The sequence below is a fragment of the Streptomyces sp. MB09-02B genome (assembly GCF_033794485.1).
In the GTDB taxonomy this organism is placed as follows: domain Bacteria; phylum Actinomycetota; class Actinomycetes; order Streptomycetales; family Streptomycetaceae; genus Streptomyces.
Map to the genome: position 1 here is coordinate 1 of NZ_JARGEE010000126.1, position 21,868 is coordinate 21,868.

The following is a 21,868-nucleotide window of genomic DNA, read 5'->3' on the forward strand; positions in this document are numbered from 1 at the left end:
GGAGGGGAGTGGGGGTGGTCACCCGAGCATTGTGCCGGGTGACCATGACCGATGACCGATGACCGTGAGCGATCTCAAGTGCTGTGCCGGACAAGGGCGTTGGGGTGGGAGACCTCCGCGTCACTCCAGCTCGAACCGGCGTGCCCACGCCGTGATGTCGGCCGTCGTCGCGTTGCCGCCGCAGACCACGAGGCCGAGCCGCGCGCCGGCGCCGACGCGCTCGAGGACCTGGCGGGCGGCGGGCAGCAGACAGCCGGCGGCCGGTTCTGTCCACACCTTGCCGTGTTCGGCGAAGTCGAGGACCCCGCGCACGGCCTCGGCGTCGGGCACCACGAGGACGTCCTCGACCAGGGCGGTCACATGGTCGTAGGTGAGCCGGGAGACGGAGGGCGCGCTGAGGGTGGTGACGACGGAGGAGAGCGGGACGGTCACGGGGCCGCCCGCCGCGATCGCCTCGCTCATGGCCGTGGCGCCGACGGTCTCCACGCCCCAGACGCGGACGCCGGGCAGCAGGGCCTTGAACGCGGCGGCGACACCGGCTACGAGGCCGCCGCCACCGATGCTGACGAGCACGTCCGTGAGCGCGCCGGTCTCCGATGACGCCCCGGAGCTCTCCAGGTCCTCGGCGAACTCCAGGCCCACGGTGCCCTGCCCGGCGATCACCAACGGATCGTCGAACGGGTGGACGAGGGTGAGGCCCTCCGACCGGAGCCGCTCGGTCAGTGCGAACGCCTCCGCCATCCCGTCGGTGAGCCGCAGCGAGGCTCCGGCGGCCTCCACGAGGTCGGCGGCGCGCCGGGGCGCGGACCGGGACATCACCACGGTCGCCTTGATGTGCAGCGCTGCGGCCATGTGCGCCAGCGCGATGCCGTGGTTGCCACCGCTGACCGCCACGACCCCGGCCGCCCGCTCGGCCTCCGACAGCGTGAGCAGCTTCGCCGTCGCGCCGCGGGACTTGAACGAGCCGGTCCGCTGCAGCAGTTCCAGCTTGGTGGTCACGGGGGCGCCGAGGAGCGCGGACAGCCCCGCGCTCGGCACGGTGGGCGTCCGCACGACGTGGCCGGCGATTCGCTGGGCGGCGTCCTGGATCTCGCCGATCCCGATCAACACGATGTCACTCCGTTCGGTGGGGCGGGGTTTTGTGGGGGTGCGTTGTCGGGTGCGGGTGCGTGGGGCTTCTCGCGCAGTTCCCCGCGCCCCTGAAAGACCAGGCCCCTGCGGGCCTGGAAGACCACGGCCCCGCAGGCCTGAAAGGCGAGGGTGGTGGGCCTGAAAAGCACGGGGCGCAGCCCCTGCTTTTCAGGGGCGCGGGGAACTGCGCGAGAAGCCCCACCGGGCCGCACCCGACAACGCGGCCCCGTCAGTGCAGTGCCTCGGTCCAGTTCCGCGGGACGCGCCCCGCAGGGCCCGGCGTCGGCTGTCCCTCGGGATGGCTGAGGGGCGGCGCGAGGTCCGGCCCCGACTCGTACATCTCGGAGGTCTCGTAGTTCCAGAACCAGGACTCGCCCGGTTCGAAGCTCTGCACGAAGGGATGCCCGGTGGCCCCCGCGTGGGCCGTGGCGTGCTGGGCCGGGGAGGAGTCGCAGCAGCCGACATGCCCGCACTGGGCGCAGCGTCGCAGGTGGAACCACCAGCCGCCGGCCTCCTCGCACTCCACGCACCCGTCGCCGCTCGGCGGAACGGCGGGGTCGATTCCGGCGGGCAGGGTCATGAGGTCTCCTCGGGATCGTCGGCGAGCGTGAGGTCCAGGTCGGCCGCAGGTGCCGTCAGCGGCAGGAAGACCTGGAAGCGGGTTTCCCCCGGCCGGGAGTGGACCTCGATGTGTCCGTGGTGCTTGTTGACGACGATGCGCCAGGAGATGTCGAGGCCGAGCCCGGTGCCCTGTCCGACCGGCTTGGTGGTGAAGAACGGGTCGAAGATACGGCCCTTGATCTCCGCCGGGATGCCGGGACCGGTGTCACGGAACTCCACCAGCACCTGGTCCCGGTGGTCCAGCGCCGTCCGTACCGTCAGCGTACCCGCGCCCCCGGTGTCGTTGATCGCCGAGACCGCGTTGTCGATCAGGTTCGTCCACACCTGGTTCAGCTCACCCGGATACGCGGGGATGCGCGGCAGTGTGCGGTCGTACTCCTTCACCACCTCGATGCGGTCGCCGATCTTCCCGGACAGCATCAGCAGGGTGCTGTCGAGGAGTTCGTGGACGTCGGCGTTCTGGTAGGGCGCGCGGTCGAGCTGCGAGTACTGCTTCGCCGCGTCGACGAGCTGGGTGATGCGCGTCGTGGAGTCCTCGATCTCGTTCATCAGCAGCTCGGTCTCGACGGTGTAGTTGAGCCAGCGCACCGCCCCTTCGAGGGTGTGCTCGTCCACGGCCTCCGCGACCTGGTCCAGCCACGCGGTGTCGAGTCCGGCCTGCACGAAGTTCGGCGCGAGCTGCCAGCCGCCCGCGATCCCGTGGTCGTCGAGCCAGTCCGTCACCTCGTCCTCCCGGTCGGAGGCCTCCAGCGGACTGAGCGGGGTCGCCTTCGCGACCTGCTCGGCGGTCCGTTCCTGCAGATCGACCAGCGACTCCAGCATGGCCCGCTTGTACGGCCCGGCGGCGATCGCCCCGAGCTTGTGCCGCATCCCGGCCACCCGCTCCCGCAGCGCCGACGTCGCCCGGACGGCGGCCGCCGCCGGGTTGTTCAGCTCGTGCGTCAGTCCGGCCGACAACGAGCCCAGCGCCAACAGCCGTTCCCGCTGGTTGATGGTCCGCTGGGTGTTCTGGCTCCCGAAGAACAGCCCCTCCAGCAGATGGACCGCCATGGGGAACCAGTCGCGCATGATCTGGGCGAAGGCCGCCGCGGGCAGGACGTAGAAGCGCGAGGGGACGGTGACCCGCATGGAGCCCTTGTAACGGGCCTGGTCCGCCTGGTCGCCGAGATACGCCTGGAAGGCGCCCGCGTACACCCCGACCTGGGAACTGCGGCTGACCTCCACGTCGTCGTCGCCGACCTGCCGCGACAGCACCACCGTGCCCTCCAGGAGCACGAAGAAGCAGGTGGCCGGCTCCCCCTCGCGGTAGACGTGCCCCGGCTCGAACCGCTCCACCCGGCCCTCGCGGCACAGCCGGTCCAACTGCTCGTCGTCCAGCTTCTCGAACAGGAACAGCCGGCCCAGCTCGGCCCGGTCGCACGGCGACGGCTGCCCGCTCATGACGCGGCCTCCGAAGCCTCCGCGCCGGTCATGACTGCTCCAGATACCTGTGCACCAGCATCACGGCCATCGCTCCCTCTCCCACGGCGGACGCGACCCGCTTCGCGGACTCCGACCGCGCGTCCCCGGCGACGAACACCCCGGGCACATTGGTCTCCAGGTGGTACGGCGGCCGGTCCAGCTGCCAGCCCGCAGGCGGGCTCCCGTCCGCGGTCATGTCCGGCCCGGCCACGATGAACCCGCGCTCGTCCCTGAGCACGGTCTCCTCCAGCCAGTCGGTGTGCGGCTCGGCGCCGATGAACACGAACAGCCACTGCGCGTCGACGAGTTCCTCCCGCCCGCTCGCCACGTCCTTCAGCGTCAGCTGCTCCAGCTGGTTCGTGCCGTGCGCGGCCTCCACGATCGTGCCGGGCCGCACGTAGATGTTGGGGGCCTCGGCGAGCTGCTGGATCAGATAGTGCGACATGGACGCGGTCAGCGACTCGCCGCGCACGAGGAGGGTGACCGACTTGGCGCCCCGGGACAGGTACATCGCCGCCTGCCCGGCCGAGTTGGCGCCGCCCACGATGTACACGTCGTGCCCCTGGCAGCCGGCCGCCTCGGTCAGGGCGGAGCCGTAGAACACCCCGCAGCCGGTGAGGTCCGCACAGCCCGGCGCGGCGAGCTGCCGGTACGACACGCCGGTCGCGAGGATCACGCTGTGCGCGGCGACCGCCGACCCGTCGGAGAACCGGACGGTCCGCGCCGCCCCGTTCACCTCCAGACCGCTCACCTCGCGGGCCGAGAGGATCTCCGCGCCGAACTTGGTGGCCTGACGGCGCGCCCGGTCGGTGAGCTGGCCGCCGGACACCCCGTCGGGGAACCCGAGGTAGTTCTCGATGCGTGAACTCTGGCCCGCCTGACCGCCCGTGGCCGACCGTTCCACGAGGAGCGTCCGCAGCCCCTCCGAGGCCCCGTACACGGCCGCGCCCAGCCCGGCCGGTCCGCCGCCGATGACGACCAGGTCGTAGAACTCCTGGGCCGGCGTGGTCGCCAGCCCCACCTTCTCCGCCAGCTCGGGGTCCTCCGGCGCCACCAGCGGCGTACCGTCCGGGGTGACGACCAGCGGCAGCCGCTCGCCGTCCGCGCCGGCCGCCGCGAGCAGCCGCCGCCCCTCCGGCTCGTCCGACGAGAACCAGCGGTACGGCACCTGGTTGCGGGCCAGGAACTCCCGTACGCCGGACGACCGCGCCGACCACCGGTGTCCCACCACCTTCGTGGTGCCCGCACAGGTGCGGTCGGCGGCCCGCCAGGCCTGGAGCAGGTCGTCCAGGACCGGGTAGAGCTTCTCCTCCGGCGGGTCCCACGGCTTCAGCAGATAGTGGTCGAGGTCGATGACGTTGATCGCGTCGATCGCCGCTCCGGTGTCGGCGTACGCGGTGAGCAGGACCCGCCGCGCCCCCGGATACACGTCCAGGGCCTGTTCCAGGAACTCGATGCCGTTCATCTCCGGCATCCGGTAGTCGGCCAGGATCACCGCCACCTGGTCGCCGCGCAGCTTCAGCTCCCGCAGGGCCTCCAGTGCCGTCTGCCCGGACTCCGCCCGCACGATCCGGTACGTCTCGCCGTACCTGCGGCGCAGATCCCGCGCCACCGCGCGGGACACCCCGGGATCGTCATCCACCGTGAGGATCACGTTCCGCGCCGGACCGACCGCCTGCGTCATACTCCTCCGCCCCGAGACCAATGGGCCCATCGTATGTTCGACCGCGCCGATGTGCGCGGCTTCCGCGGAGCCACGGGCCGGGACGCCGGCGGCGCCGTCAGGTCGCGCGCGGGGCCAGCACGCAGAACTCGTTGCCCTCCGGGTCCTGGAGCACGACCCAGGGCTCGTCACCGGTCTGTCCGATGTCCGCGTGCCGGGCGCCGAGGGCGAGGAGGCGGGTGACCTCCGCCTCCTGGTCGACGGGGCGGAAGTCGAGGTGGAGGCGGTTCTTGCCGTTCTTGGCGTCCGGGCTGCGCCCGAACAGGAGGCCGGGGAGACGTTCCGGTGCCGGGCGGATCTCGTACTCGTCGGGTGACTCGTCGACCACCACCCATCCGAGGGCCTGCGCCCACCAGCGCCCGAGGGCCGCCGGATCGGCCGCGTCCACCAGCACCTGCTCCCACTGCAAGGTCATGCGGTGAGCGTAGTGAAGACTGGACCCGTCAGCCATGTGACGACCGAGAGGTGGCCGATGACGACGCGCCCGATCACCGCCGCAGTGGACGGTACCCCCGAGAGCCTCGCCGCGCTGGCGTGGGCCGGCCGGGAGGCCGTACGCCGGGACCTGGCGCTGCGGGTGGTGCACGCGTGGCGGTGGGAGCCGCAGGAGGCGGTCACCGTGGACCGGGACGGACAGGAGCGCTGGGCCGGGGAGGCCCTCGCCGAGGCCGCGCGGGGTGTGGCCGAGCGGCACCCGGAGCTGGAGGTGACGACGGACCTGGTGGAGGGCCCGCCGGTCGACACGCTGGTCGGCGCCGCCGAGGACGCCGAGACCCTGGTGCTGGGCTCGCGCGGGCACGGCGCGGTGGTCGGCTTCCTGCTGGGCTCCGTGGGCCAGCAGGTGATCGTGGAGTCGCCGCGTCCCGTCGTGCTCGTGCGCGCCGGGGACGGCCCGAGCGCCGAGGCCGCCGGACGCGAGGTCGTCGTCGGTCAGCAGGGCACGCCGGAGGACAGTGCCGACGCGCTGCGGTTCGCGTTCGAGACGGCCGCCGCCCGGGGGGCGTCCCTGCGCGCGGTGCGGGCGTGGACGCTGCCCCCGCTGTACGCGTACAGCCCCGGCTCGCTGAAGCTCCTCGACGGGGCCGGTGGGCTGGAGCCGTACGAGAAGAAGGCGCTGGCCGCCGCGCTGGAGCCGTGGCGGGAGCGGTTCCCCGGGGTGCGGGTCACCCAGCACGTCGAGATGGGCAGCGCCGGGCAGGTGCTGCTGTCCGTGGCCCAGCGGGCGCAGCTGGTGGTCGTCGGGCGCCGTGCCCGCCGTACGGCCGTCGGCGCCCGCATCGGCTCGGTCGCCCACGGCGTCCTGCACCACGCGCACTGCCCGGTGGCGGTCGTCCCCCACAAGTGACCCGCGCCGGCGTCTCGCGTCCGGGGCCACCGGCCCGTCCGGGGCCACCGGCCCCGGGCGCCCGGTGGCTCACCCGGCGGTGACGTCGTCCACCTCCGGCGGCAGCGGCGCCAGGGTCTTCGGCAGGACGTTGTCGATGTAGTCCTTCACCGCCATGTCCAGGCCGATGTCGTGCTGGGCCCGCTCGGACAGGTACCAGCGGTGTTCGAGGAGCTGGTGGTAGATCTCCGCCGGGTCCACCGTGCCGCGCAGTTCGAGCGGGACGGCCCGCACGGTCGGGCGGAACACCTCCCGTACCCAGCGGTGGGCCAGCACCTCGGGACGGGCGCCCAGGGGGTCGCCCGGGGCGTAGTCGTCCTGGGTGGCCATCCAGCTCTCCAGGTCGGTGAGCAGCCGCCGGGCCTGGTTCTCCTCGGTGTCCAGACCGGTCAGCCGCAGCAGCTGCCGCTGGTGGTGGCCCGCGTCGACGACCTTGGGCACGAAGGTCACCGTGTCGCCGTTGTCGGCATGCTCGATCTGCATCTCGGCGACGTCGAAACCGAGGTCGTTGAGACGGCGGATCCGGCGCTCGATGTAGTGGTACTTCCCGGCCGGGTACACCGACCTGCGGGTCAGCTCCTCCCACAGCCGGTGGTAGCGGGAGCAGATCTCGTTGCCGAAGTCGATCGGGTCCACCGACGGGTGCAGCGCCCCCGACGCCTCCAGGTCCAGCAGCTCGCCGCTGATGTTCACCCGGGCCAGATCCAGGTCGTACTCCCGCTGCCCGGTGCTCAGTCGCGCGTGCAGGTCGCCCGTCTCGGCGTCCACCAGGTACGCCGCGTACGCGCCCGCGTCCCGCCGGAACAGTGTGTTGGACAGCGAGCAGTCGCCCCAGGCGAACCCGGCGAGGTGCAGCCGCACCAGTAGGACCGCGAGGGCGTCCATCAGCCGGTGCATGGTGGCCGGGCGCATGGTCGTCTCGAACATCGAGCGGTACGGCATCGAACCGCCCAGGTGCCGGGTGATCAGCACCGGCTCCAGCGGCTCGCCCGCCTCGTCGAGACGACCGGTGACCACACCGAGCGCGTCCACCGCGGGGATCCCGATCCGGTCGAGGTCGCGCAGCAGTTCGTACTCGCGCAGTGCGGGCCGTTCGGCGAGTTCCTTGACGGCGACGACCTCGTCGCCCGCGCGGGCGTAGCGCACCACGTGGCGGGAGATGCCCCGGGGGAGCGGCACGAGGTGGTGTTCGGGCCACTCCTCCAGCGGCAGGTGCCACGGCAGTTCGAGCAGCAGCGCGGGGTGTTCGGGGTTGGTGGCGCTGATCTGCAGTGCCATGGGTCCTGGTCCTCTGCCTTCGTGTCACGGTGGTGCGGAGTGCTCCTGGGCGGGGCGGTCTCCCGCTCCTGCCTGGAGCATCTCCGCATCTGAAGGACCGTTTCGTCAACAGCGGCCCGACCCGTGGTCAGGCGGGGACCGGAGCGGCCGGCTCCTCCCTCGGCCGCCGGAGCGCGGACCGGACGTTCCAGCCGCCCACGACCAGGCACAGCAGCCCGGTCGCGCCCGGGTACAGCCAGACGCCGTTGTCCCGTACGACGGCCGTGGTCGACGACTCGCCGTCCACGTAGACGGGCACGAGCCCGGTGGGCTCGGTCGCGAAGGTGGTGTCGACCTCGACGGCCGGGATGAGGAAGGAGTCGTCGTCGGCCCTGAAGGACCCTTCGCACGACCACTCGTCGTCGCCGCGCGACTCGGACACCTGGCACCGCGCGACGACGAACTGCCCCGCCACCCCGTTCAGTTGCGTCTCCAGCCGGAGCACCGCCGCTCCGAACAGAAACGCTCCGCCGCCCAGCGCCACCACCGTGGTCAGCAGCTTTCTCGGCCCCATACGTGCCATGGATCCTCCCCCTGTGTCCTCGTGTCCTCTACGTACGGCCGCGCGGTCGATCGCGCCGCCGTACATCTGCCGGTCATCGGTCGGTGATCGGTCGGTCATCGGCCGGTCGTGCGGTCAGTGCCGAGCCCGTCGGAACACGTCGTCGGAGTCCGAGTCGTCCCATCCCGCGATCTCCTCCGCGAGCGTGCGGCGGGCGGTGCGCGCCGAGGTCGCGTACATCGCCTCGATCTCCGCCTCGTACCGCTGCACGATGGTGTCCCGGCGCAGCTTCATCGACGGCGTCAGCATCCCGTTGGCGAGGTCGAACGGCTCGGGCAGGATGCGGTAGACACGGATCGACTCCGCGCGTGACACCGTGCTGTTGGCCGCGGCGATCGCCCGCAGCACCTCCTGCCGCAGCGCGTTCTCCTCCCGCGCCTCCCGCCCCAGCAGCTCGCCCGGCGCGGACAACGACCCCCGCCAGTGCGCGAGGAACTCCGGGTCCAGCGTGAGCAGGGCGCCCACACAGGGCCGGTTGTCCCCCACGACGACCGCCTGGTGGATCAGCGGATGCGTCCGCAGCTGCTCTTCCAGCGGCGCGGGGGCCACCCCCTTGCCCCCGCTGGTGATGATGATCTCCTTCTTGCGGCCGGTGATCGACAGATAGCCATCGGAGTCCAGCCGCCCGATGTCGCCCGTGGCCAGCCAGCCGTTGTGGAGCGCCGCCCGGGTGCCCGCCTCGTCGTTGACGTACCCCTGGAACACCGAGGGCCCGTTGACCAGGATCTCCCCGTCCCGCGCCACCCGGATCTCCGTGCCCGGCAGCGGCCGGCCCACGGTGCCGAACTTCTCCCGGCCCACGGGCTGGGCGGTGATGCCCCCGGCGGTCTCGGTCAGGCCGTACCCGTCGTGCACGAGGATGCCGATACCCGCGTAGAACAGCGCCAGGTCGCGGTTGAGGGGGGAGCCGCCCGAACAGCCGCCGCGCACCCGGCCGCCCAGCGCCGCCCGCAGTTTGCGGTACACCGTCTTCTCGTAGAAGGCGTGTTGCAGCTTCAGATCCATCGCGGGCCCGGGACCGGTGTCCAGCCGCTGGCGCTCGACGGCGAGGGCGTGGTCCCGCGCGGTGCGCACCGCCCGTTCGAACAGCGGCCCCCGGCCCGCCTGTTGGGCCTTGCGCAGGTAGTTCTTGTAGATCCGCTCGAAGAGGTACGGGACACCGAAGAGGAACGTCGGCCGGAACGAGCGCAGTGCGGCGGACAGCGCCTCCTCGCTGAACTCCGGCTCGTGCGCGAGGAGAAGCCCGCCGCGCAGGCACATTCCCTGGATCATCAGACCGTAGACGTGCGAGAACGGCAGGAAGGCCAGGATCGCCGGCTGTTCGCCGGGCCCCGCCGCCGTCTGCCGCCAGCCCGCGAGCAGGGCGTCACAGGGACTGGCGAGGCTGCGGTGGGAGAGGGCACAGCCCCGGGGCCGGCCGGTGGTGCCCGAGGTGTACGCGATCACGGCGGTGGAGTCCGGCATGACGATACGGCGCAGCGAGTCCACCGTCGCGTCCGGTACGTCCCGGCCCGCCTCGATCAACTGCGGCAGGGACTCGGCGTCCAGCTGCCACACGTACCGCAGCAGCGGCAGCTTGGCGCACACCGAGCCGACGGTCATCACACCCAACTCGTCCTCGACGACCACGCCCACACAGGCCGCGTCCCGCAGGATCCACTCGATCTGCTCGCGCGACGACGTCGGGCAGACCGGCACGATCTCGGCGCCCACGGCCCACAGCGCGACGGCGAACACCGTCCACTCGTACCGGGTCCGCGCCATCACGGCCACCCGGTTGCCCGGCCGGATCCCGGACGCGATCAACCCCTTGGCCAGATCGCACACTTCGTCCCGTGCCTCGGCCGCGCTCACTCGCGTCCAGGTGTCTGGGGAGTCGGGGGAGGCGAGGGAGGCGCTGTCACGGCGCGCGAGTTGCGGCAGCGCGGGATCGTGGTTCGCCGTCTCGAACAGGGGATCGGCCAGCCCTCCGGTCATGACCGGGCCCGTCGGTGGAGCGATGCCGAAGTTGCCCATGCGACGCTCAGAACCTTCCCTGCACACGACCTCGCCGACGGTGCGCCAACCGGCGGTGATCGAACGTAGCGTACGGCGCCGGAGCCCGCCCGGGGAATCGGCAAGTCGACCCCCGCACATCCGCACCGTGGACCGTGAACGTGATGTGCGGCACGTGCCCGACCTCCTTCGTGGGAGCCTCCCGGGAATCGTCGCTGCACACGGCTTGATCACCTCTGACCGGCGGTAATGCCCCGGACCCGGACGTCTGACGGGTGTGGCACTGTGGTGCGCGCGACGCGGGAGGTGTCCCGCCGATGTGGAGAGGTGGACGGTGCGCGAGCCCAACGTGATCGGGGACTGGCAGGAGTACGACGGCGACCTGGCCGGCCTGCGTGTGCGCGTCCACGGCGTGGAGTGCGCCGAGCCCCCACGCGGACGTGACGACGCCGCCGAGGGCCTGACGTACTTCCGGTTCCGGGTCACCGTGGAGAACCGGGGCAGCGACCACGTCGGCCTCCACCTGGAGGACGGCCAGCTCGACATCCGCACCGGCCCCGACGGCGAGAGCGCCTTCCTCGACTGGCGCAACTCCAAGTTCATCGAGGGCTTCGACCTCTACCCGCTGCGCCGCGCCACCTCCGTCCTGTACGCGGCCGCCCCGGAGGCCCACCTCACCCAGTTCGACATCCAGGTCCAGCTGCGCGCCGACGAGGAGTGGACCGAGCGGTACCTGTGGTCCGGCGGCATCGGCGTCGACGAGGACCTCCTCGACCCGGCGGGCGGCCCGGGCCGCGCGGACATCGCGGGCCAGATCAGCGCCTTCCTGCACGAGGAGGCGGAGCGGGGCGCGGGCTGAGCGCACGGCCGCCGCTCACTCTGCCTCGGCGCGGCGCCCGCGGGTGACGAGCCGCCTCAGCAGCGGCCACGCCAGCAGCAAGGCGATGATCACGTACACCGTCACCGAGAACGGCGTGTTCACCAGGCCGGTGACGCTGCCGTCGCTGATCTGGAGGGCCCGGCGCAACTGCTGCTCGGCGTTGGGGCCGAGGATCACGCCGATGACGGCGGGCAGCACCGGTAGGCCGTAGCGGCGCATGCCGAAGCCGATCAGGCCGATGACCAGCAGGATCACCAGGTCGATCACCTCACCGCCGACCGCGTACGCGCCGACCGCCGCGAAGAACAGGATCCCCGCGTAGAGATACGGGCGCGGGATCCGCAGCAGCTTCGCCCACAGCGGGGCCAGCGGCAGGTTGAGGGCCAGCAGGAGGACCATGCCGACGAAGAGGGAGGCGATCAGGCCCCACACGAGGTCCGGCTCGCGTTCGAAGAGCAGCGGGCCCGGCTGGATGCCGTACTGCTGGAAGGCGGCCAGCATGACCGCCGCGACCGCCGTGGTCGGCAGGCCCAGGGTCAGCATGGAGACGAGGGTGCCCGCCGCCGAGGCCGACGCCGCCGACTCCGGGCCCGCGACGCCCTCGATGGCGCCCTTGCCCCACTCGTCCTTGTGCTTCGACAGCCGCTTCTCGGTGACGTACGACAGGAACGTGGGGATCTCCGCGCCGCCCGCCGGGATCGCGCCGAACGGGAAGCCGATGAACGGGCCCCGCGCCCAGGACTTCCAGCTCCGCTTCACATCCGAACGGCCGAGCCACGGCCGGCCCACCGGGATCGGTTCGGGCGGACTGCGCCGCAGGTGGGCGGCGACCCACAGGGCCTCCCCGATGGCGAAGAGCCCGACCGCGACGATCACCACGTCCACTCCGTCGGCGAGCTGGAGGGAACCGAAGGTCAGCCGCTGCTGGCCGGTCATCTGGTCCAGGCCCACCAGACCGATCGTCAGGCCGATCAGGAGGGAGGCGAGGCCCCGGATGCGGGACGAGCCGAGGACGGACGTCACGGCGATGAACGCCAGCACCATGATCGCGAAGTAGTCCGGGGCGCCGATGTCCACGGCCAGCTCGGCGACCTTCGGCGCCAGCGCCACCAGCAGGACCGTGCCGACCATGCCGCCCGCGAAGTGGCCGATGGCGGCCGCCGCCAGCGCCTGCGCGCCGCGCCCCGACTTGGCCATCGGGTTGCCCTCCATGGCCGCGACCACGGCCGCGCTCTCCCCGGGCGTGTTCAGAAGGATCGAGGTGGTGGAACCGCCGAACATCGCCCCGTAGTAGATGCCCGCGAACATGATGAACGCGCCGACCGGGTTCAGCCCGTACGTCACCGGCAGCAGCAGCGCCACCGCCATCGCGGGCCCGATCCCGGGCAGCACCCCGATCGCCGTGCCCAGCAGCACACCGATCGCGGCCCACAGCAGGTTGATCGGTGTCAGCGCCGTACCGAAGCCGTCGAGGAGGGAGCTGAAGGCGTCCATGTCAGAGCACTCCCATCAGCGGACCGCCGGGCAGAGGCACCCCGAGCAGCTTGTCGAACACGGCGTACGTGACCAGGGAGATGACGGCCGCGATCAGCGGGTCACGGTCGAGGTGCCGGCTGCCGAGGGCGTACGCCGCGCCCCAGAACAGCAGGGCGCCGGATATGGGGAAGCCGAGCGGTTCGATGAGGACGGCCGCGCCGAGGAACACCCCGGCCAGCAGCAGGACCGTGCGCCAGTCGGCGGGTTCGGACAGGTCGATGTCCTCGCCGCCCTCGGCCTCGCCCCGGCCGCCGCGCAGTACGTCCACCGCGAGCAGCGCGGCGATCAGCAGCAGCCCGCCGCCGACCACGATCGGCACGGTCTTCGGGCCGACCGGGCCGCGCTGCGCGATGTCGACGTCCATGGTGAGCGCGTCGGTCAGGACCAGGACGCCGAGCGCCAGCAGGAGAACGCAGACGCCGAGCTCGGAGTGGTCGCGCAGCCAGGAGCGCCGCTCCTCGGCGGGTGTCGGGGGAGTGCCGGTGGTGTCGGTTTCCGTCGTCACAGTCCAAGCTCCTTCAGCACCGACACCACGCGCCTGTCCTGGGCGTCCAGGAAGTCGCCGAACGCGTCACCGGTGAGGAACGCGTCGTCCCAGCCGTTCTGCTTCATGGACTGCCGCCACTCCGGCGAGTCGTGCAGCTCCTCGATCAGCCGGGTGAGCTTGTCCCGCTCGGCCTCGGTGAGGCCGGGCGGGGCGACGATGCCGCGCCAGTTGGTGAAGTTGACGTCGTAGCCGGCCTCCTGGAGGGTCGGCGCGTCCAGCCCGGCGACCCGCTTCGGGCCGGTCACCGCGAGCAGCCGCAGCTCGCCCGCCTTGATCTGGTCCAGGTACTCGCCGACCCCGGACACCCCGAAGGCGACCTTGTCGCCCAGGATCGAGGCGAGCAGCTCACCGCCGCCGTCGAACGGGATGTAGTTGACGTCCTTCGGCGCGATCCCGGCGGCCTGCGCCATCAGCATCGGCGCCAGATGGTCGGGCCCGCCCGGCGCCGAACCTCCGCCCACCGGCAGCTTCCCCGGGTCCTCCTTCCAGGCCCCGACGAGTTCGTCGATCGTCTTGTACGGGGAGTCCTTGGCGACCACCACGACGTCCTGCTCCTCGGTGAGGCGGGCGATCGGTGTGGTGTCGGCGAGGGTCTTCGGCGCGTCGTTGGAGCGGACGGCGCCGACGACACCGAGCCCCATCGACATCGCGAGCCTGCCGTTGCCGTGCTCGCTCACCAGCCGGCTCAGACCGACCGTGCCACCGGCGCCGGGCAGGTTGAACACCTCGATGTTGTGGGTGAGCCCGGCGTCCTCGGCGTTCTTCGCGGCCGTCCGCGCCGTGATGTCGTAGCCGCCGCCCGGGGTGTTCGGCACCATGAAACGCAGGCCGGGGATCTGTGTGCCGGTCTCGGTGCCGCCGCCGGTGGACAGCAGGGGCGGTCCCACGAGCACGAGCACGGCCGCCCCGAGCAGGGCGAGCGGGGTGCGCAGCTGCACGAATGCCACCACCTGTCGGTCGGGTCGAGGGGGGAAGGGTGACCTGGGCCACATCGTGCCCGCGCGGGACGGTCCTGACGCCCTTACGGAAGCAACGGAGGTTGTGGTCGTAGTGGTCACGGCCCCTGTCACCTTATGGGCACGTCCCCCACACCTCTCTTTCCCGGATCGCACTCGGGCGCCATGATTGTGCGACCCACCGCACAAGGCCGCCCCCGGCCGCGAGACGCCCCGGGCGGCGTCGGCACGAGAGAAGATCGAGACGCCCCAGGCGGCGTCGGCACGAGAGAAGAGTCCGTCGTGGTGTTCCGTCGCCATACCCTCGCAGGCGAGATGCTGGTCCTCCAGCTCGCCATCGTCGTGGTGGTGCTGCTGGCGGTCGCGGCGGTCTCGCTCACGCAGTCGGCGGCGACCTTCAACCGGGTCGAGGGCCGCCGGGTCACCGCGCTCGCCGAGCAGCTCGCCGCCAACCCGCTGGTCCGGGACCGCCTCGCGCGGCCCGTCGCGCACGAGGCGCTGGCCCCCCTGGTGAACTCCACCCAGACCCAGTCCGGGGTCACCTCGGTCACCGTCGCCGACGCCGACGGCCGGATCGTCAGCTCCACCGACCCCACGGCGATCGGCGACCCGATGCCGGTGGGCGAGGGCGCCGTCGCGGGCCGGGGCTGGTCCGGCTCACTGACCCTGGACGGCAGCCGCGAGCTCGTGGCCCAGGTCCCCGTGCTCGGCGCGACCACCAACGACAACCTCGGCCTGCTGCTGGGCACGGTCATGATCGGGGAGGCCTCCCCGACCGTGTGGCAGCGCCTCAGCGGCGCCTCCTCCTACCTCCTCGCCTACCTCGGCATCGCCAGCGGCCTCGGCCTCGTCGGCTCCTGGCTGCTCGCCCGCCGCGTCAAACGGCAGACCCTCGGCCTGGAACCCCAGGAGATCGCCGGCCTCGCCGAACACCGCGAGGCCATGCTCTACGGCATCGCCGAGGGCGTGATCGCCCTCGACCCCCACCACCGGCTCACCCTCGTCAACGAGATGGGCCGGCGCCTGCTGGACCTGCCCGAGGACTGCGTCGGCAAGAGCCTCACCGACCTCGGCGTCGAGGGACGGCTGCGGGACGTCCTGGCCGGGGCCCAGGCGGAGACGTCCCACCAGCGCGACGAGGTCGTGATCCGCCGGGGCCGGGTCCTGGTGATGAACCGCATGACCGTCACCAAGGACGGCCGCCACCTCGGCTCGGTCACCACCCTCCGGGACCGCACCGAGCTGGCCCGCCTCGAACGCGAGATCGGCTCCTTCCGCAGTTCCTCCGAGCTGCTGCGCGCCCAGGCCCACGAGTTCGCCAACCAGCTCCACACCATCTCCGGGCTCATCCAGATCGGCGAGCAGGACGAGGTCGTCCACTACATCCGGGCGCTGAGCCGGCACCGCCACTCCCTCGACGTCACCCTCAGCCGCCGCGTCCGCGACACCGCCGTCGCCGCCCTGCTCACGGCGAAGACCTCGCTGGCCGCCGAACGCCGGGTCACTCTCCGGATCTCGGACGCCACCAACCTCGACCGGCTCGCCCCCGAGGACGCCGCCGACGTGGCGACCGTCGTCGGCAACCTCGTCGACAACGCCGTGGACGCGGCCGCCACCACGACCGCGCCCGACGACCCCGACCGCTGGGCCGGCGCCGACGCCCGCGAGGCCTGGGTCGAGGTGGAACTGCGCCAGGACGCCTCCAGCGTGGAGATCGTCGTCCGCGACTCGGGCCCCGGTGTGGCCCCCGAACTCGCCCGTGAGGTCTTTTCCCACGGTTTCACCACCAAGGCCGCCCGGGAAGGCGAACGCGGCATCGGCCTGGCCCTCACCCGCCTGGTCTGCGAACGCCACGGCGGTGAGATCTCGGTGACCAACACCCCCGACGGGGCCATGTTCACCGCCCGCATGACCGTCAGCCACCTCGCCGACGCGGTGGCGGAAGGAGCGACACCATGACCGGCACGAGCAGCCCGCCCGGCACGAGCAGCCCGCCCGGCACGAGCAGCGGGCCGTCCGGCCCGAGCAGCACGCCCGGCACCATCGACGTGCTCGTGGTCGACGACGACTTCATGGTGGCCCGGGTCCACCGCACCTTCGTCGAACGCGTCGAGCCGTTCCATGTGGTCGGCGTCGCCAGCACCGGCGAACAGGCCGTCGCCGCCGTCGACGAACTCCGCCCCGACCTCGTCCTCCTCGACCTCTACCTCCCCGACGGCTTCGGCCTCGACGTCATACCCCGGCTGCGCACCGCCGGACACGACTGCGACGTCATGGTCATCAGCGCCGCCCGGGAGGCCGACAGCGTGCGCGGCGCGGTCCGCCACGGCGTCGTCGACTACCTCCTCAAGCCCTTCGAGTTCGAGGAACTGCGCTCCCGGCTCCAGCGGTACGCCGCCCAGCGGGGCCGGCTGCTCACCACCGTCGTCCGCGGCCAGGCCGACGTCGACCGGGTCCTCGCCGGAGCCACCGCGCCGGCGTCGACGGCCGGCGCCCTGCCCAAGGGCATGAGCGTGGAGACCGCCGAGCTGATCGAGGCCACCCTGCGCGCCGCCGACGGCACCCTCTCCGCCACCGAGTGCGCCACCCTCACCGGCATCTCCCGGGTCAGCGCCCGCCGCTACCTGGAGTACTTCCACGGCACCGGCAGCGCGGACGTCTCCCTGCGCTACGGCGTGGCCGGGCGCCCGGAGCGGCGCTACAGCTGGCGGGTCTGAGGCCCCCGGCCCCGGGCTCACCCTTCCCGTCGGCCCGCCCGGCTACAGCCCCAGGTGCCGGCGTACGACGCCGACGACCTCCTCCGGTCGCTCGTTGAGGTAGAAGTGGCCGCCGGGGAACACACACAGCTCGGTCGGCCCCTCGGTGTGGCCACTCCAGGCCCGCGCGTCCGCCACCGGCGTCACGGGGTCGGCGTCGCCGGTGAGGACGGTGACCGGACAGGTCAGCCGGCCGTCGGGGCGCGGCTCGTACGTCTCCAGCGCCTTGTAGTCGCCGCGCAGCGCCGGCAGCACGAGCTGCACCAGCTCCTCGTCGTCGAAGACCCGTCCGTCGGTGCCGCCCAACCGGCGCACCGCCCGCAGCAGTTCGGCATCGCTGCCGAGGTGCAGCGCGGGGCCGGCCCGGTGCGTTGAGGGGGCGCGTCGCCCCGAGACGAACAGCCGCACCGGGGGCCGGCCGGCCGCCTGGAGTGCCAGCGCCACCTCGTAGGCGACCACCGCGCCCATGCTGTGCCCGAAGAGGGCGAGCGGCCGGTCGTCGTCGCCGGTGACGGCCTCGACGATCCGCCCGGCCAGCTCCCGCAGGTCCTCCGACGGCGGCTCGGCGAAACGGTCCTGGCGCCCCGGGTACTGCGCGGCCAGCACATCGGCCGCCGGCGCGAGCGCCAGCGCCATGGGGTGGTAGGCGCTCGCCGAACCGCCCGCGTGCGACAGACACAGCAGCCGCACGGCCCCCTCGGGGGCGGGCCGGTAACGCCGCAGCCACGAACCGCTGTCGACCGCTGAGGTCATGGACCCACTCGCCTTCCGATTCCTCGTCGTGCCGCCGGCGTCGGCACGCGTTCCAGGACGCCGCCCGCGAACACGTCGTACAGGGGGAGCGTTTCGAGGTGAACGTAGCCGATGTGGCAGTCGCAGACGGACAACGGGCAGGCGCGGGGCGCGAGTGCCGCACGGAAGGAACCGTCGTAGAGATTGCCCAGTTCGGCCTTCACGAAGTGGCAACGTCGAACCGTGCCCTCCCCGTCCACCGACACGACCGTGGAGCCGGTGCGGCAGGCACGGCCCGCCGAGCGGTGCGGGTGGCGGCTGAAGGGGAAGAGGGGGTCCAACTCGGTCCAGAGCGCGGCCTCTTCGTCGGTGTAGGTGTGCCCCTCGGCGGCGTTCACCCACAGGTACACCTGCTCCGGTAGCTCCGCGCGCAGCCGCCGGGCGTGCTCCAGGTGCTCGGGCAGTCCGACGATCCCCACGCTGAAGCGGATCCCGTTGGCGGCGAGTCGGAGTGCCTTGCCGAGGAACCTCTCGTACGGCGTCTGCCCCGGGTGGTACGTGCACCACAGGGCCACCGTGTCCGGGTCGGCGTCCGACAGCCACTCGGTGCGGCAGCTCAGGTTCGTCTGGATCGCCACCCGGTCGATGTGCGGCTCGTGGGAGAGCTCGACCAGGGCCTTGCGGTACCAGGAGCGCACCAGCCCCTCGCCCCACGGCGTGAACAGCACCGAGAGCCGGTCGCCGGTCTGTTCCCGGGCCCAGGCGGTGAAACGCTCCAGGGCCGCGCGGTCGGCCCGCAGCCGTTCCGTGGAGTCGCGGCGCTTGGCGAACGGGCAGTAGGGGCAGTCGTAGTCGCAGGAGGCGAGCGGGCCCCGGTAGAGGATCGTCAGGTCCACGGGCGCCGTCACTTCGGCTCGTACGCGGCCATCGCCGCGCGGACGGCGGGGGAGAAGAACTCGGGGCCGATGGCGTCCGAGTGCGCCAGCCCCTCGGCGGACAGCCGCAGCAGGCCGGGGTCCGTGTCCGCCAGCCAGCCGCGCGCGGCCAGCAGGTCCAGCTCCACGGGGAAGTCCGCGTACGGGTCCGAACCGAACCGCCCCCGGTAGTCCGCCACCGGCAGCCCCCGCGCCTGGAGCAGCGACTGCAGCAGATGGCGGCGGCGCGCCTCGTCCTCGTCGACCACCCGGCCGTGGACGGCCCGGGAGAAGTCCTCGGTGGCGGTGTAGTCGTCGATGATCGTGCGGATCTGGCCCATGTTCACCGCGTAGTCGAAGGAGTAGTGCACCGTCGACGTGTACGAACGGGCTCCGCAGCCCAGGCCGATCATGCCGTCGGTCTGGCAGGCGTGGTCGTCCGGGCCCTGCGGCGGTGCGTCCGCGCGGCGGAACATCCGCATGGACACCTGCTCGTAGCCGTGTGCGAGGAGGTGGTCGCGGCCCTCGCGGTAGAGCCGCAGCCGGGTCTCGTCCCACTCGCGGTCCGCGAGGGCCGGGTCGGCGTTCCGGCCGAGGCCCGTGAGTGGCCGGACGTACAGCGGATACAGGTAGATCTCCTCCGGCCGCCAGGCGAGGGCCGCGTCCAGCGACACCCGCCAACTGGCCGCCGTCTGCCCGTCGATGCCGTAGATCAGGTCGATGTTCAGGACGGGGAGGCCGGCGTCCCGGATCCGTGTCAGCGCCGCCTCCACGTCGGACCGCCGCTGCGGTCGTACGGCCGCGCGCGCCTCCTCCGGCACGAAGCTCTGCACGCCGAGGCTCAGCCGCGTGGCGCCCCGCTCGGCCAGCACGGACAGCCGGTCGGCGGTCGCCGTGGCCGGGGAGGCCTCGACCGACAGCGGGATCGCCCGCAGGTCGGCGCCCATGTGCCGCTCGGCGATGTCGCAGAGCCGCTCCAGCTCTGCGGCCTCCAGATAGGTCGGTGTGCCACCGCCGAACGCGGCGTTCGCGAAGCGCACCGGCTCCGCGTCCCCGAGGGCCTCCCGCACCGCGATCGCCTGACGTTCGAGGGCGTCGAGATAGCGGCCGGTCAGCCCGTCGGGCGCGCCGATCCGTGTGAAGAGGTTGCAGAAGCCGCAGCGCACCTCGCAGAACGGTATGTGCGCGTACAGCGACAGCGCCTGCCGGGACTCACCGGTCCACAGGTCCGCGAGCAGCGGGCCGCCCGGCAGCCGCCGGTAGGCCGTCTTGTGCGGGTAGGCGTAGACGTAGTGCTGGTAGGGGCGGACCAGTGGCGCGGTCACGGTCATGCGGACGGCTCCAGGAAGAAGTGGCTGTAGGGGACGGTCCACACGGCCTCGTGGCCGAGGCGGTGTCCGGTGTACCCGTCCTCGCCGTAGGTGGTCCCGTGGTCGGAGCAGACGACGGCGAAGCAGCGGCGCCGTGAACTCATCGCGGCGAAGAGCCGACCGATGTGCCGGTCGACGTACTCCAGGGCCGCCGCGTGCGTGGCCGGGCTGTCTCCCGCCTCGCGGGTGGCGCCCGGCAGATGGAACCAGTTGGGCTGGTGCAGCGCCGAGGCGTTGAGGAAGAGGAACAGCCGCCGGTCGGCGGGGAGTTCGGCCACGACCCGCTCGGCGCGGGCCACCTGGGACTCGAACGACGTCGGTGACGCGACGGAGAACTCCGGCTCCCAGTGACTCTCCTGGAACAGGTCCGGCAGGACGCTGCCGAGCGCGCCCTGCTTGTTGAAGAAGCCGACCCCACCGATGCACACCGTGCGGTAGCCGTGCGCGGCGAGCCCCGAGACCAGGTCGGGAGTGTCGAAGACGAAGGTGCGCCCCTCGGTGGTCTCGCTGCCGGCGAACCGGCCCGCGAAGAGCCGGGGATGCGGCCCCGGCGTGGCCGGGGTGGGCAGGAACCCGGCGAACATCGCCTGGTGCGAGGCGTAGGTGAAACTGCCGGGCGCGTGCCGCTTCTCCCAGGTGCCGCCCGGCATGCGGGCGGCCAGGTTCGGCAGCCGGCCCTCACGCACGAGCCGTACCGCCACGTCGTACCGCAGGGTGTCGAGGGTGAGCAGCAGCAGGTCGTCGCGGCCCACCACCTCGTTCATGTCGGGCGGCCGAGCGGTTTCCGAGGGCCGCTGGGCCGTGTCGGTCCGGTCAGAAGCGTGCATGGTCTTTCCTTGCCTGGGGGTGGTGCGCGAGCGCCGGGAGCATCGCGCCCCGCACCGCCGCGAGTTGTGCCGCGTAGGTGTCGAGGCCTTCCGCCGGGCCGCCCGGCAGTCCGGTCAGCCGGGGCAGCAGATCGCCGAACGCATTGACCTCGCCCACGGTGAACCGGCGCCAGCCGATCGCCGGCAGCAGGTCCACGCCGACACACAGTGTGTCCGGGAAGCAGGCGGCGGCCCGTTCGCAGATGTCCAGCGCCTGCCGCCAGCGGTCGCCCGCCGCGTCCACGACCGAGGTCAGATCGCCCCGTGCCCCGCCGAGATGGAGGTTGGTCATCGGGAAACGGCTGGTGCGGACGACCGCGTGCGTGGCCCGGCCCGCCACGACCAGCACCCGCAGATCGGCGGACCTGCCCTGCGCGGACGCCTTCGGCAGCCAGCGCTCGATGTGCAGGCCGTCGGCCGCGAGGGCGTCGACGATGCCGGCGATCTCCCGCTCGTCCGAGTAGCGCCGCACCCGCAGGGAGTTGTGCAGCCGCGGCGGGGCGTGCGGCCCGCCGTCCCCGGACACCTCCACCGAGGTGGTGGCCCGCAGCCGTCCGCTCGCCGACGACTCGACGGCCAGCACACCGGACGCGGAGGAACCATGGGCCGGTTTCACGAAGACACGCGGCATGCCGTGCTCCCGCATCACCGCCCGCACGTCGTCCCAGCCGCGCACCGCGAGCGTGCCGCCCGAGGTGGGCGACGGCGGCACCGGGACCCCCGCCGCGCGGAGCCGGGCGTGGCACAGCCGCTTGTCGAACAGCACCGCCAGATCCTTCGGACCGTCCAGCCGCACCCCGCCCCGAAGTGAGCCCACGGCGGCCAGGAAACGGGCGTACCAGGTGGCCGAGCCCTCCACCCGCGTCGGGTCGTCGACGTCTCGCAACAGCCGGTCAACCTCGGCGTTCTCGCCCGGCGACTCCAGCCGGACGATCTCGTCGTCGGCGAACCCGTGGCCGCCGTCGCGCAGCACGTCCCGCCACTCGACGACACGCGGCGTCCCGGCGCCGGCCGCCTCGGCCGCCGTCACGAACAGCCCGACCCGACGGTTCTCCCCGTTCCCGACGACCACCCACCTGTACGAGCCGGGTCCCCTCCCCGCCGCACCGTTCCAACC

20 protein-coding genes are annotated in these 21,868 nt (G+C 72.5%); 4 read left to right on the top strand and 16 right to left on the bottom strand.

Annotated elements, in window-relative coordinates:
* Positions 1–120: 120 nt before the first annotated feature.
* From P1P70_RS19215 to P1P70_RS19235, 5 genes are all read right to left on the bottom strand, one after another.
* Entirely contained in the window at positions 121–1,107 is a 987-nt protein-coding gene (locus P1P70_RS19215; protein WP_319239272.1) for a pyridoxal-phosphate dependent enzyme, read from the bottom strand.
* Between the two features lie 253 nt (positions 1,108–1,360).
* The gene (locus P1P70_RS19220) at positions 1,361–1,711 is read right to left on the bottom strand and encodes a UBP-type zinc finger domain-containing protein (RefSeq protein ID WP_319239225.1); all 351 of its coding nucleotides are present in this window, start codon (positions 1,709–1,711) and stop codon (positions 1,361–1,363) included.
* Entirely contained in the window at positions 1,708–3,192 is a 1,485-nt protein-coding gene (locus tag P1P70_RS19225; protein ID WP_319239228.1) for an ATP-binding protein, read from the bottom strand. The genes P1P70_RS19220 and P1P70_RS19225 overlap by 4 nt, the downstream gene beginning before the upstream one ends.
* Positions 3,193–3,220: 28 nt before the next feature.
* The gene (locus P1P70_RS19230) at positions 3,221–4,897 is read right to left on the bottom strand and encodes an FAD-dependent oxidoreductase (protein ID WP_319239231.1); all 1,677 of its coding nucleotides are present in this window, start codon (positions 4,895–4,897) and stop codon (positions 3,221–3,223) included.
* A 97-nt stretch (positions 4,898–4,994) separates the two neighbouring features.
* Complete coding sequence (locus P1P70_RS19235; RefSeq protein ID WP_319239234.1) at positions 4,995–5,351, bottom strand: VOC family protein; 357 nt, start codon at positions 5,349–5,351, stop codon at positions 4,995–4,997.
* 57 nt (positions 5,352–5,408) lie between these two features.
* On the opposite strand from P1P70_RS19235, the gene P1P70_RS19240 reads away from it, so the two are divergent.
* The gene (locus P1P70_RS19240; protein ID WP_319239237.1) at positions 5,409–6,281 is read left to right on the top strand and encodes a universal stress protein; all 873 of its coding nucleotides are present in this window, start codon (positions 5,409–5,411) and stop codon (positions 6,279–6,281) included.
* Positions 6,282–6,350: 69 nt separating this feature from the next.
* Here P1P70_RS19240 and P1P70_RS19245 read toward each other — a convergent pair whose 3' ends face one another.
* The 3 genes from P1P70_RS19245 to P1P70_RS19255 form a co-directional block, all read right to left on the bottom strand.
* On the bottom strand, positions 6,351–7,598 hold the full coding sequence (locus P1P70_RS19245; protein WP_319239240.1) for a DUF4032 domain-containing protein: 1,248 nt from the start codon (positions 7,596–7,598) through the stop codon (positions 6,351–6,353).
* 127 nt (positions 7,599–7,725) lie between these two features.
* The gene (locus tag P1P70_RS19250) at positions 7,726–8,160 is read right to left on the bottom strand and encodes a hypothetical protein (RefSeq protein ID WP_319239243.1); all 435 of its coding nucleotides are present in this window, start codon (positions 8,158–8,160) and stop codon (positions 7,726–7,728) included.
* Positions 8,161–8,274: 114 nt separating this feature from the next.
* Positions 8,275–10,215: an AMP-dependent synthetase/ligase gene (locus tag P1P70_RS19255; protein ID WP_319239246.1), complete on the bottom strand. Its 1,941-nt coding sequence runs from the start codon at positions 10,213–10,215 to the stop codon at positions 8,275–8,277.
* A gap of 313 nt (positions 10,216–10,528) precedes the next feature.
* On the opposite strand from P1P70_RS19255, the gene P1P70_RS19260 reads away from it, so the two are divergent.
* Positions 10,529–11,053, top strand: a complete 525-nt coding sequence (locus P1P70_RS19260) for a hypothetical protein (RefSeq protein WP_319239249.1) — start codon at positions 10,529–10,531, stop codon at positions 11,051–11,053.
* A gap of 15 nt (positions 11,054–11,068) precedes the next feature.
* On the opposite strand, the gene P1P70_RS19265 is transcribed toward P1P70_RS19260, so the two are convergent.
* From P1P70_RS19265 to P1P70_RS19275, 3 genes are read right to left on the bottom strand one after another with little or no spacing between them, the layout of a single operon-like run.
* Positions 11,069–12,568, bottom strand: coding sequence for a tripartite tricarboxylate transporter permease (locus P1P70_RS19265; protein WP_319239252.1), 1,500 nt, complete (start codon positions 12,566–12,568; stop codon positions 11,069–11,071).
* 1 nt (position 12,569) lies between these two features.
* Positions 12,570–13,115: a tripartite tricarboxylate transporter TctB family protein gene (locus tag P1P70_RS19270; RefSeq protein WP_319239254.1), complete on the bottom strand. Its 546-nt coding sequence runs from the start codon at positions 13,113–13,115 to the stop codon at positions 12,570–12,572.
* The gene (locus P1P70_RS19275) at positions 13,112–14,095 is read right to left on the bottom strand and encodes a tripartite tricarboxylate transporter substrate binding protein (RefSeq protein WP_319239275.1); all 984 of its coding nucleotides are present in this window, start codon (positions 14,093–14,095) and stop codon (positions 13,112–13,114) included. The genes P1P70_RS19270 and P1P70_RS19275 overlap by 4 nt, the downstream gene beginning before the upstream one ends.
* Before the next feature lie 333 nt (positions 14,096–14,428).
* On the opposite strand from P1P70_RS19275, the gene P1P70_RS19280 reads away from it, so the two are divergent.
* Positions 14,429–16,072: an ATP-binding protein gene (locus P1P70_RS19280; protein ID WP_319239257.1), complete on the top strand. Its 1,644-nt coding sequence runs from the start codon at positions 14,429–14,431 to the stop codon at positions 16,070–16,072.
* A complete protein-coding gene (locus P1P70_RS19285) occupies positions 16,069–16,830 on the top strand; it encodes a response regulator (RefSeq protein ID WP_319239260.1) in 762 nt (253 codons plus the stop codon). The genes P1P70_RS19280 and P1P70_RS19285 overlap by 4 nt, the downstream gene beginning before the upstream one ends.
* A 42-nt stretch (positions 16,831–16,872) precedes the next feature.
* On the opposite strand, the gene P1P70_RS19290 is transcribed toward P1P70_RS19285, so the two are convergent.
* The 5 genes from P1P70_RS19290 to P1P70_RS19310 form a co-directional block, all read right to left on the bottom strand.
* Positions 16,873–17,622 carry a thioesterase II family protein gene (locus tag P1P70_RS19290; RefSeq protein ID WP_319239263.1) on the bottom strand — a complete coding sequence of 250 codons (750 nt, stop codon included), beginning with the start codon at positions 17,620–17,622 and terminating at the stop codon, positions 16,873–16,875.
* Positions 17,619–18,497, bottom strand: a complete 879-nt coding sequence (locus tag P1P70_RS19295) for an STM4011 family radical SAM protein (RefSeq protein ID WP_319239279.1) — start codon at positions 18,495–18,497, stop codon at positions 17,619–17,621. The genes P1P70_RS19290 and P1P70_RS19295 overlap by 4 nt, the downstream gene beginning before the upstream one ends.
* Before the next feature lie 8 nt (positions 18,498–18,505).
* A complete protein-coding gene (locus tag P1P70_RS19300; RefSeq protein WP_319239266.1) occupies positions 18,506–19,846 on the bottom strand; it encodes an STM4012 family radical SAM protein in 1,341 nt (446 codons plus the stop codon).
* On the bottom strand, positions 19,843–20,649 hold the full coding sequence (locus P1P70_RS19305) for an STM4013/SEN3800 family hydrolase (protein WP_319239282.1): 807 nt from the start codon (positions 20,647–20,649) through the stop codon (positions 19,843–19,845). The genes P1P70_RS19300 and P1P70_RS19305 overlap by 4 nt, the downstream gene beginning before the upstream one ends.
* Before the next feature lie 49 nt (positions 20,650–20,698).
* The coding region (locus P1P70_RS19310; RefSeq protein ID WP_319239269.1) for an STM4014 family protein at positions 20,699–21,868 on the bottom strand (1,170 nt) is incomplete at its 5' end.

Bases quoted from the DNA above. Each gene is read 5' to 3' on its own strand.
- P1P70_RS19220 (WP_319239225.1), bottom strand. From the start codon at position 1,711: ATGACCCTGCCCGCCGGAATCGACCCCGCCGTTCCGCCGAGCGGCGAC.
- P1P70_RS19225 (WP_319239228.1), bottom strand. From the start codon at position 3,192: ATGAGCGGGCAGCCGTCGCCGTGCGACCGGGCCGAGCTGGGCCGGCTG.
- P1P70_RS19230 (WP_319239231.1), bottom strand. From the start codon at position 4,897: ATGACGCAGGCGGTCGGTCCGGCGCGGAACGTGATCCTCACGGTGGAT.
- P1P70_RS19235 (WP_319239234.1), bottom strand. From the start codon at position 5,351: ATGACCTTGCAGTGGGAGCAGGTGCTGGTGGACGCGGCCGATCCGGCG.
- P1P70_RS19240 (WP_319239237.1), top strand. From the start codon at position 5,409: ATGACGACGCGCCCGATCACCGCCGCAGTGGACGGTACCCCCGAGAGC.
- P1P70_RS19245 (WP_319239240.1), bottom strand. From the start codon at position 7,598: ATGGCACTGCAGATCAGCGCCACCAACCCCGAACACCCCGCGCTGCTG.
- P1P70_RS19250 (WP_319239243.1), bottom strand. From the start codon at position 8,160: ATGGCACGTATGGGGCCGAGAAAGCTGCTGACCACGGTGGTGGCGCTG.
- P1P70_RS19255 (WP_319239246.1), bottom strand. From the start codon at position 10,215: ATGGGCAACTTCGGCATCGCTCCACCGACGGGCCCGGTCATGACCGGA.
- P1P70_RS19265 (WP_319239252.1), bottom strand. From the start codon at position 12,568: ATGGACGCCTTCAGCTCCCTCCTCGACGGCTTCGGTACGGCGCTGACA.
- P1P70_RS19280 (WP_319239257.1), top strand. From the start codon at position 14,429: ATGCTGGTCCTCCAGCTCGCCATCGTCGTGGTGGTGCTGCTGGCGGTC.
- P1P70_RS19285 (WP_319239260.1), top strand. From the start codon at position 16,069: ATGACCGGCACGAGCAGCCCGCCCGGCACGAGCAGCCCGCCCGGCACG.
- P1P70_RS19290 (WP_319239263.1), bottom strand. From the start codon at position 17,622: ATGACCTCAGCGGTCGACAGCGGTTCGTGGCTGCGGCGTTACCGGCCC.
- P1P70_RS19300 (WP_319239266.1), bottom strand. From the start codon at position 19,846: ATGACCGTGACCGCGCCACTGGTCCGCCCCTACCAGCACTACGTCTAC.
- P1P70_RS19305 (WP_319239282.1), bottom strand. From the start codon at position 20,649: ATGAACGAGGTGGTGGGCCGCGACGACCTGCTGCTGCTCACCCTCGAC.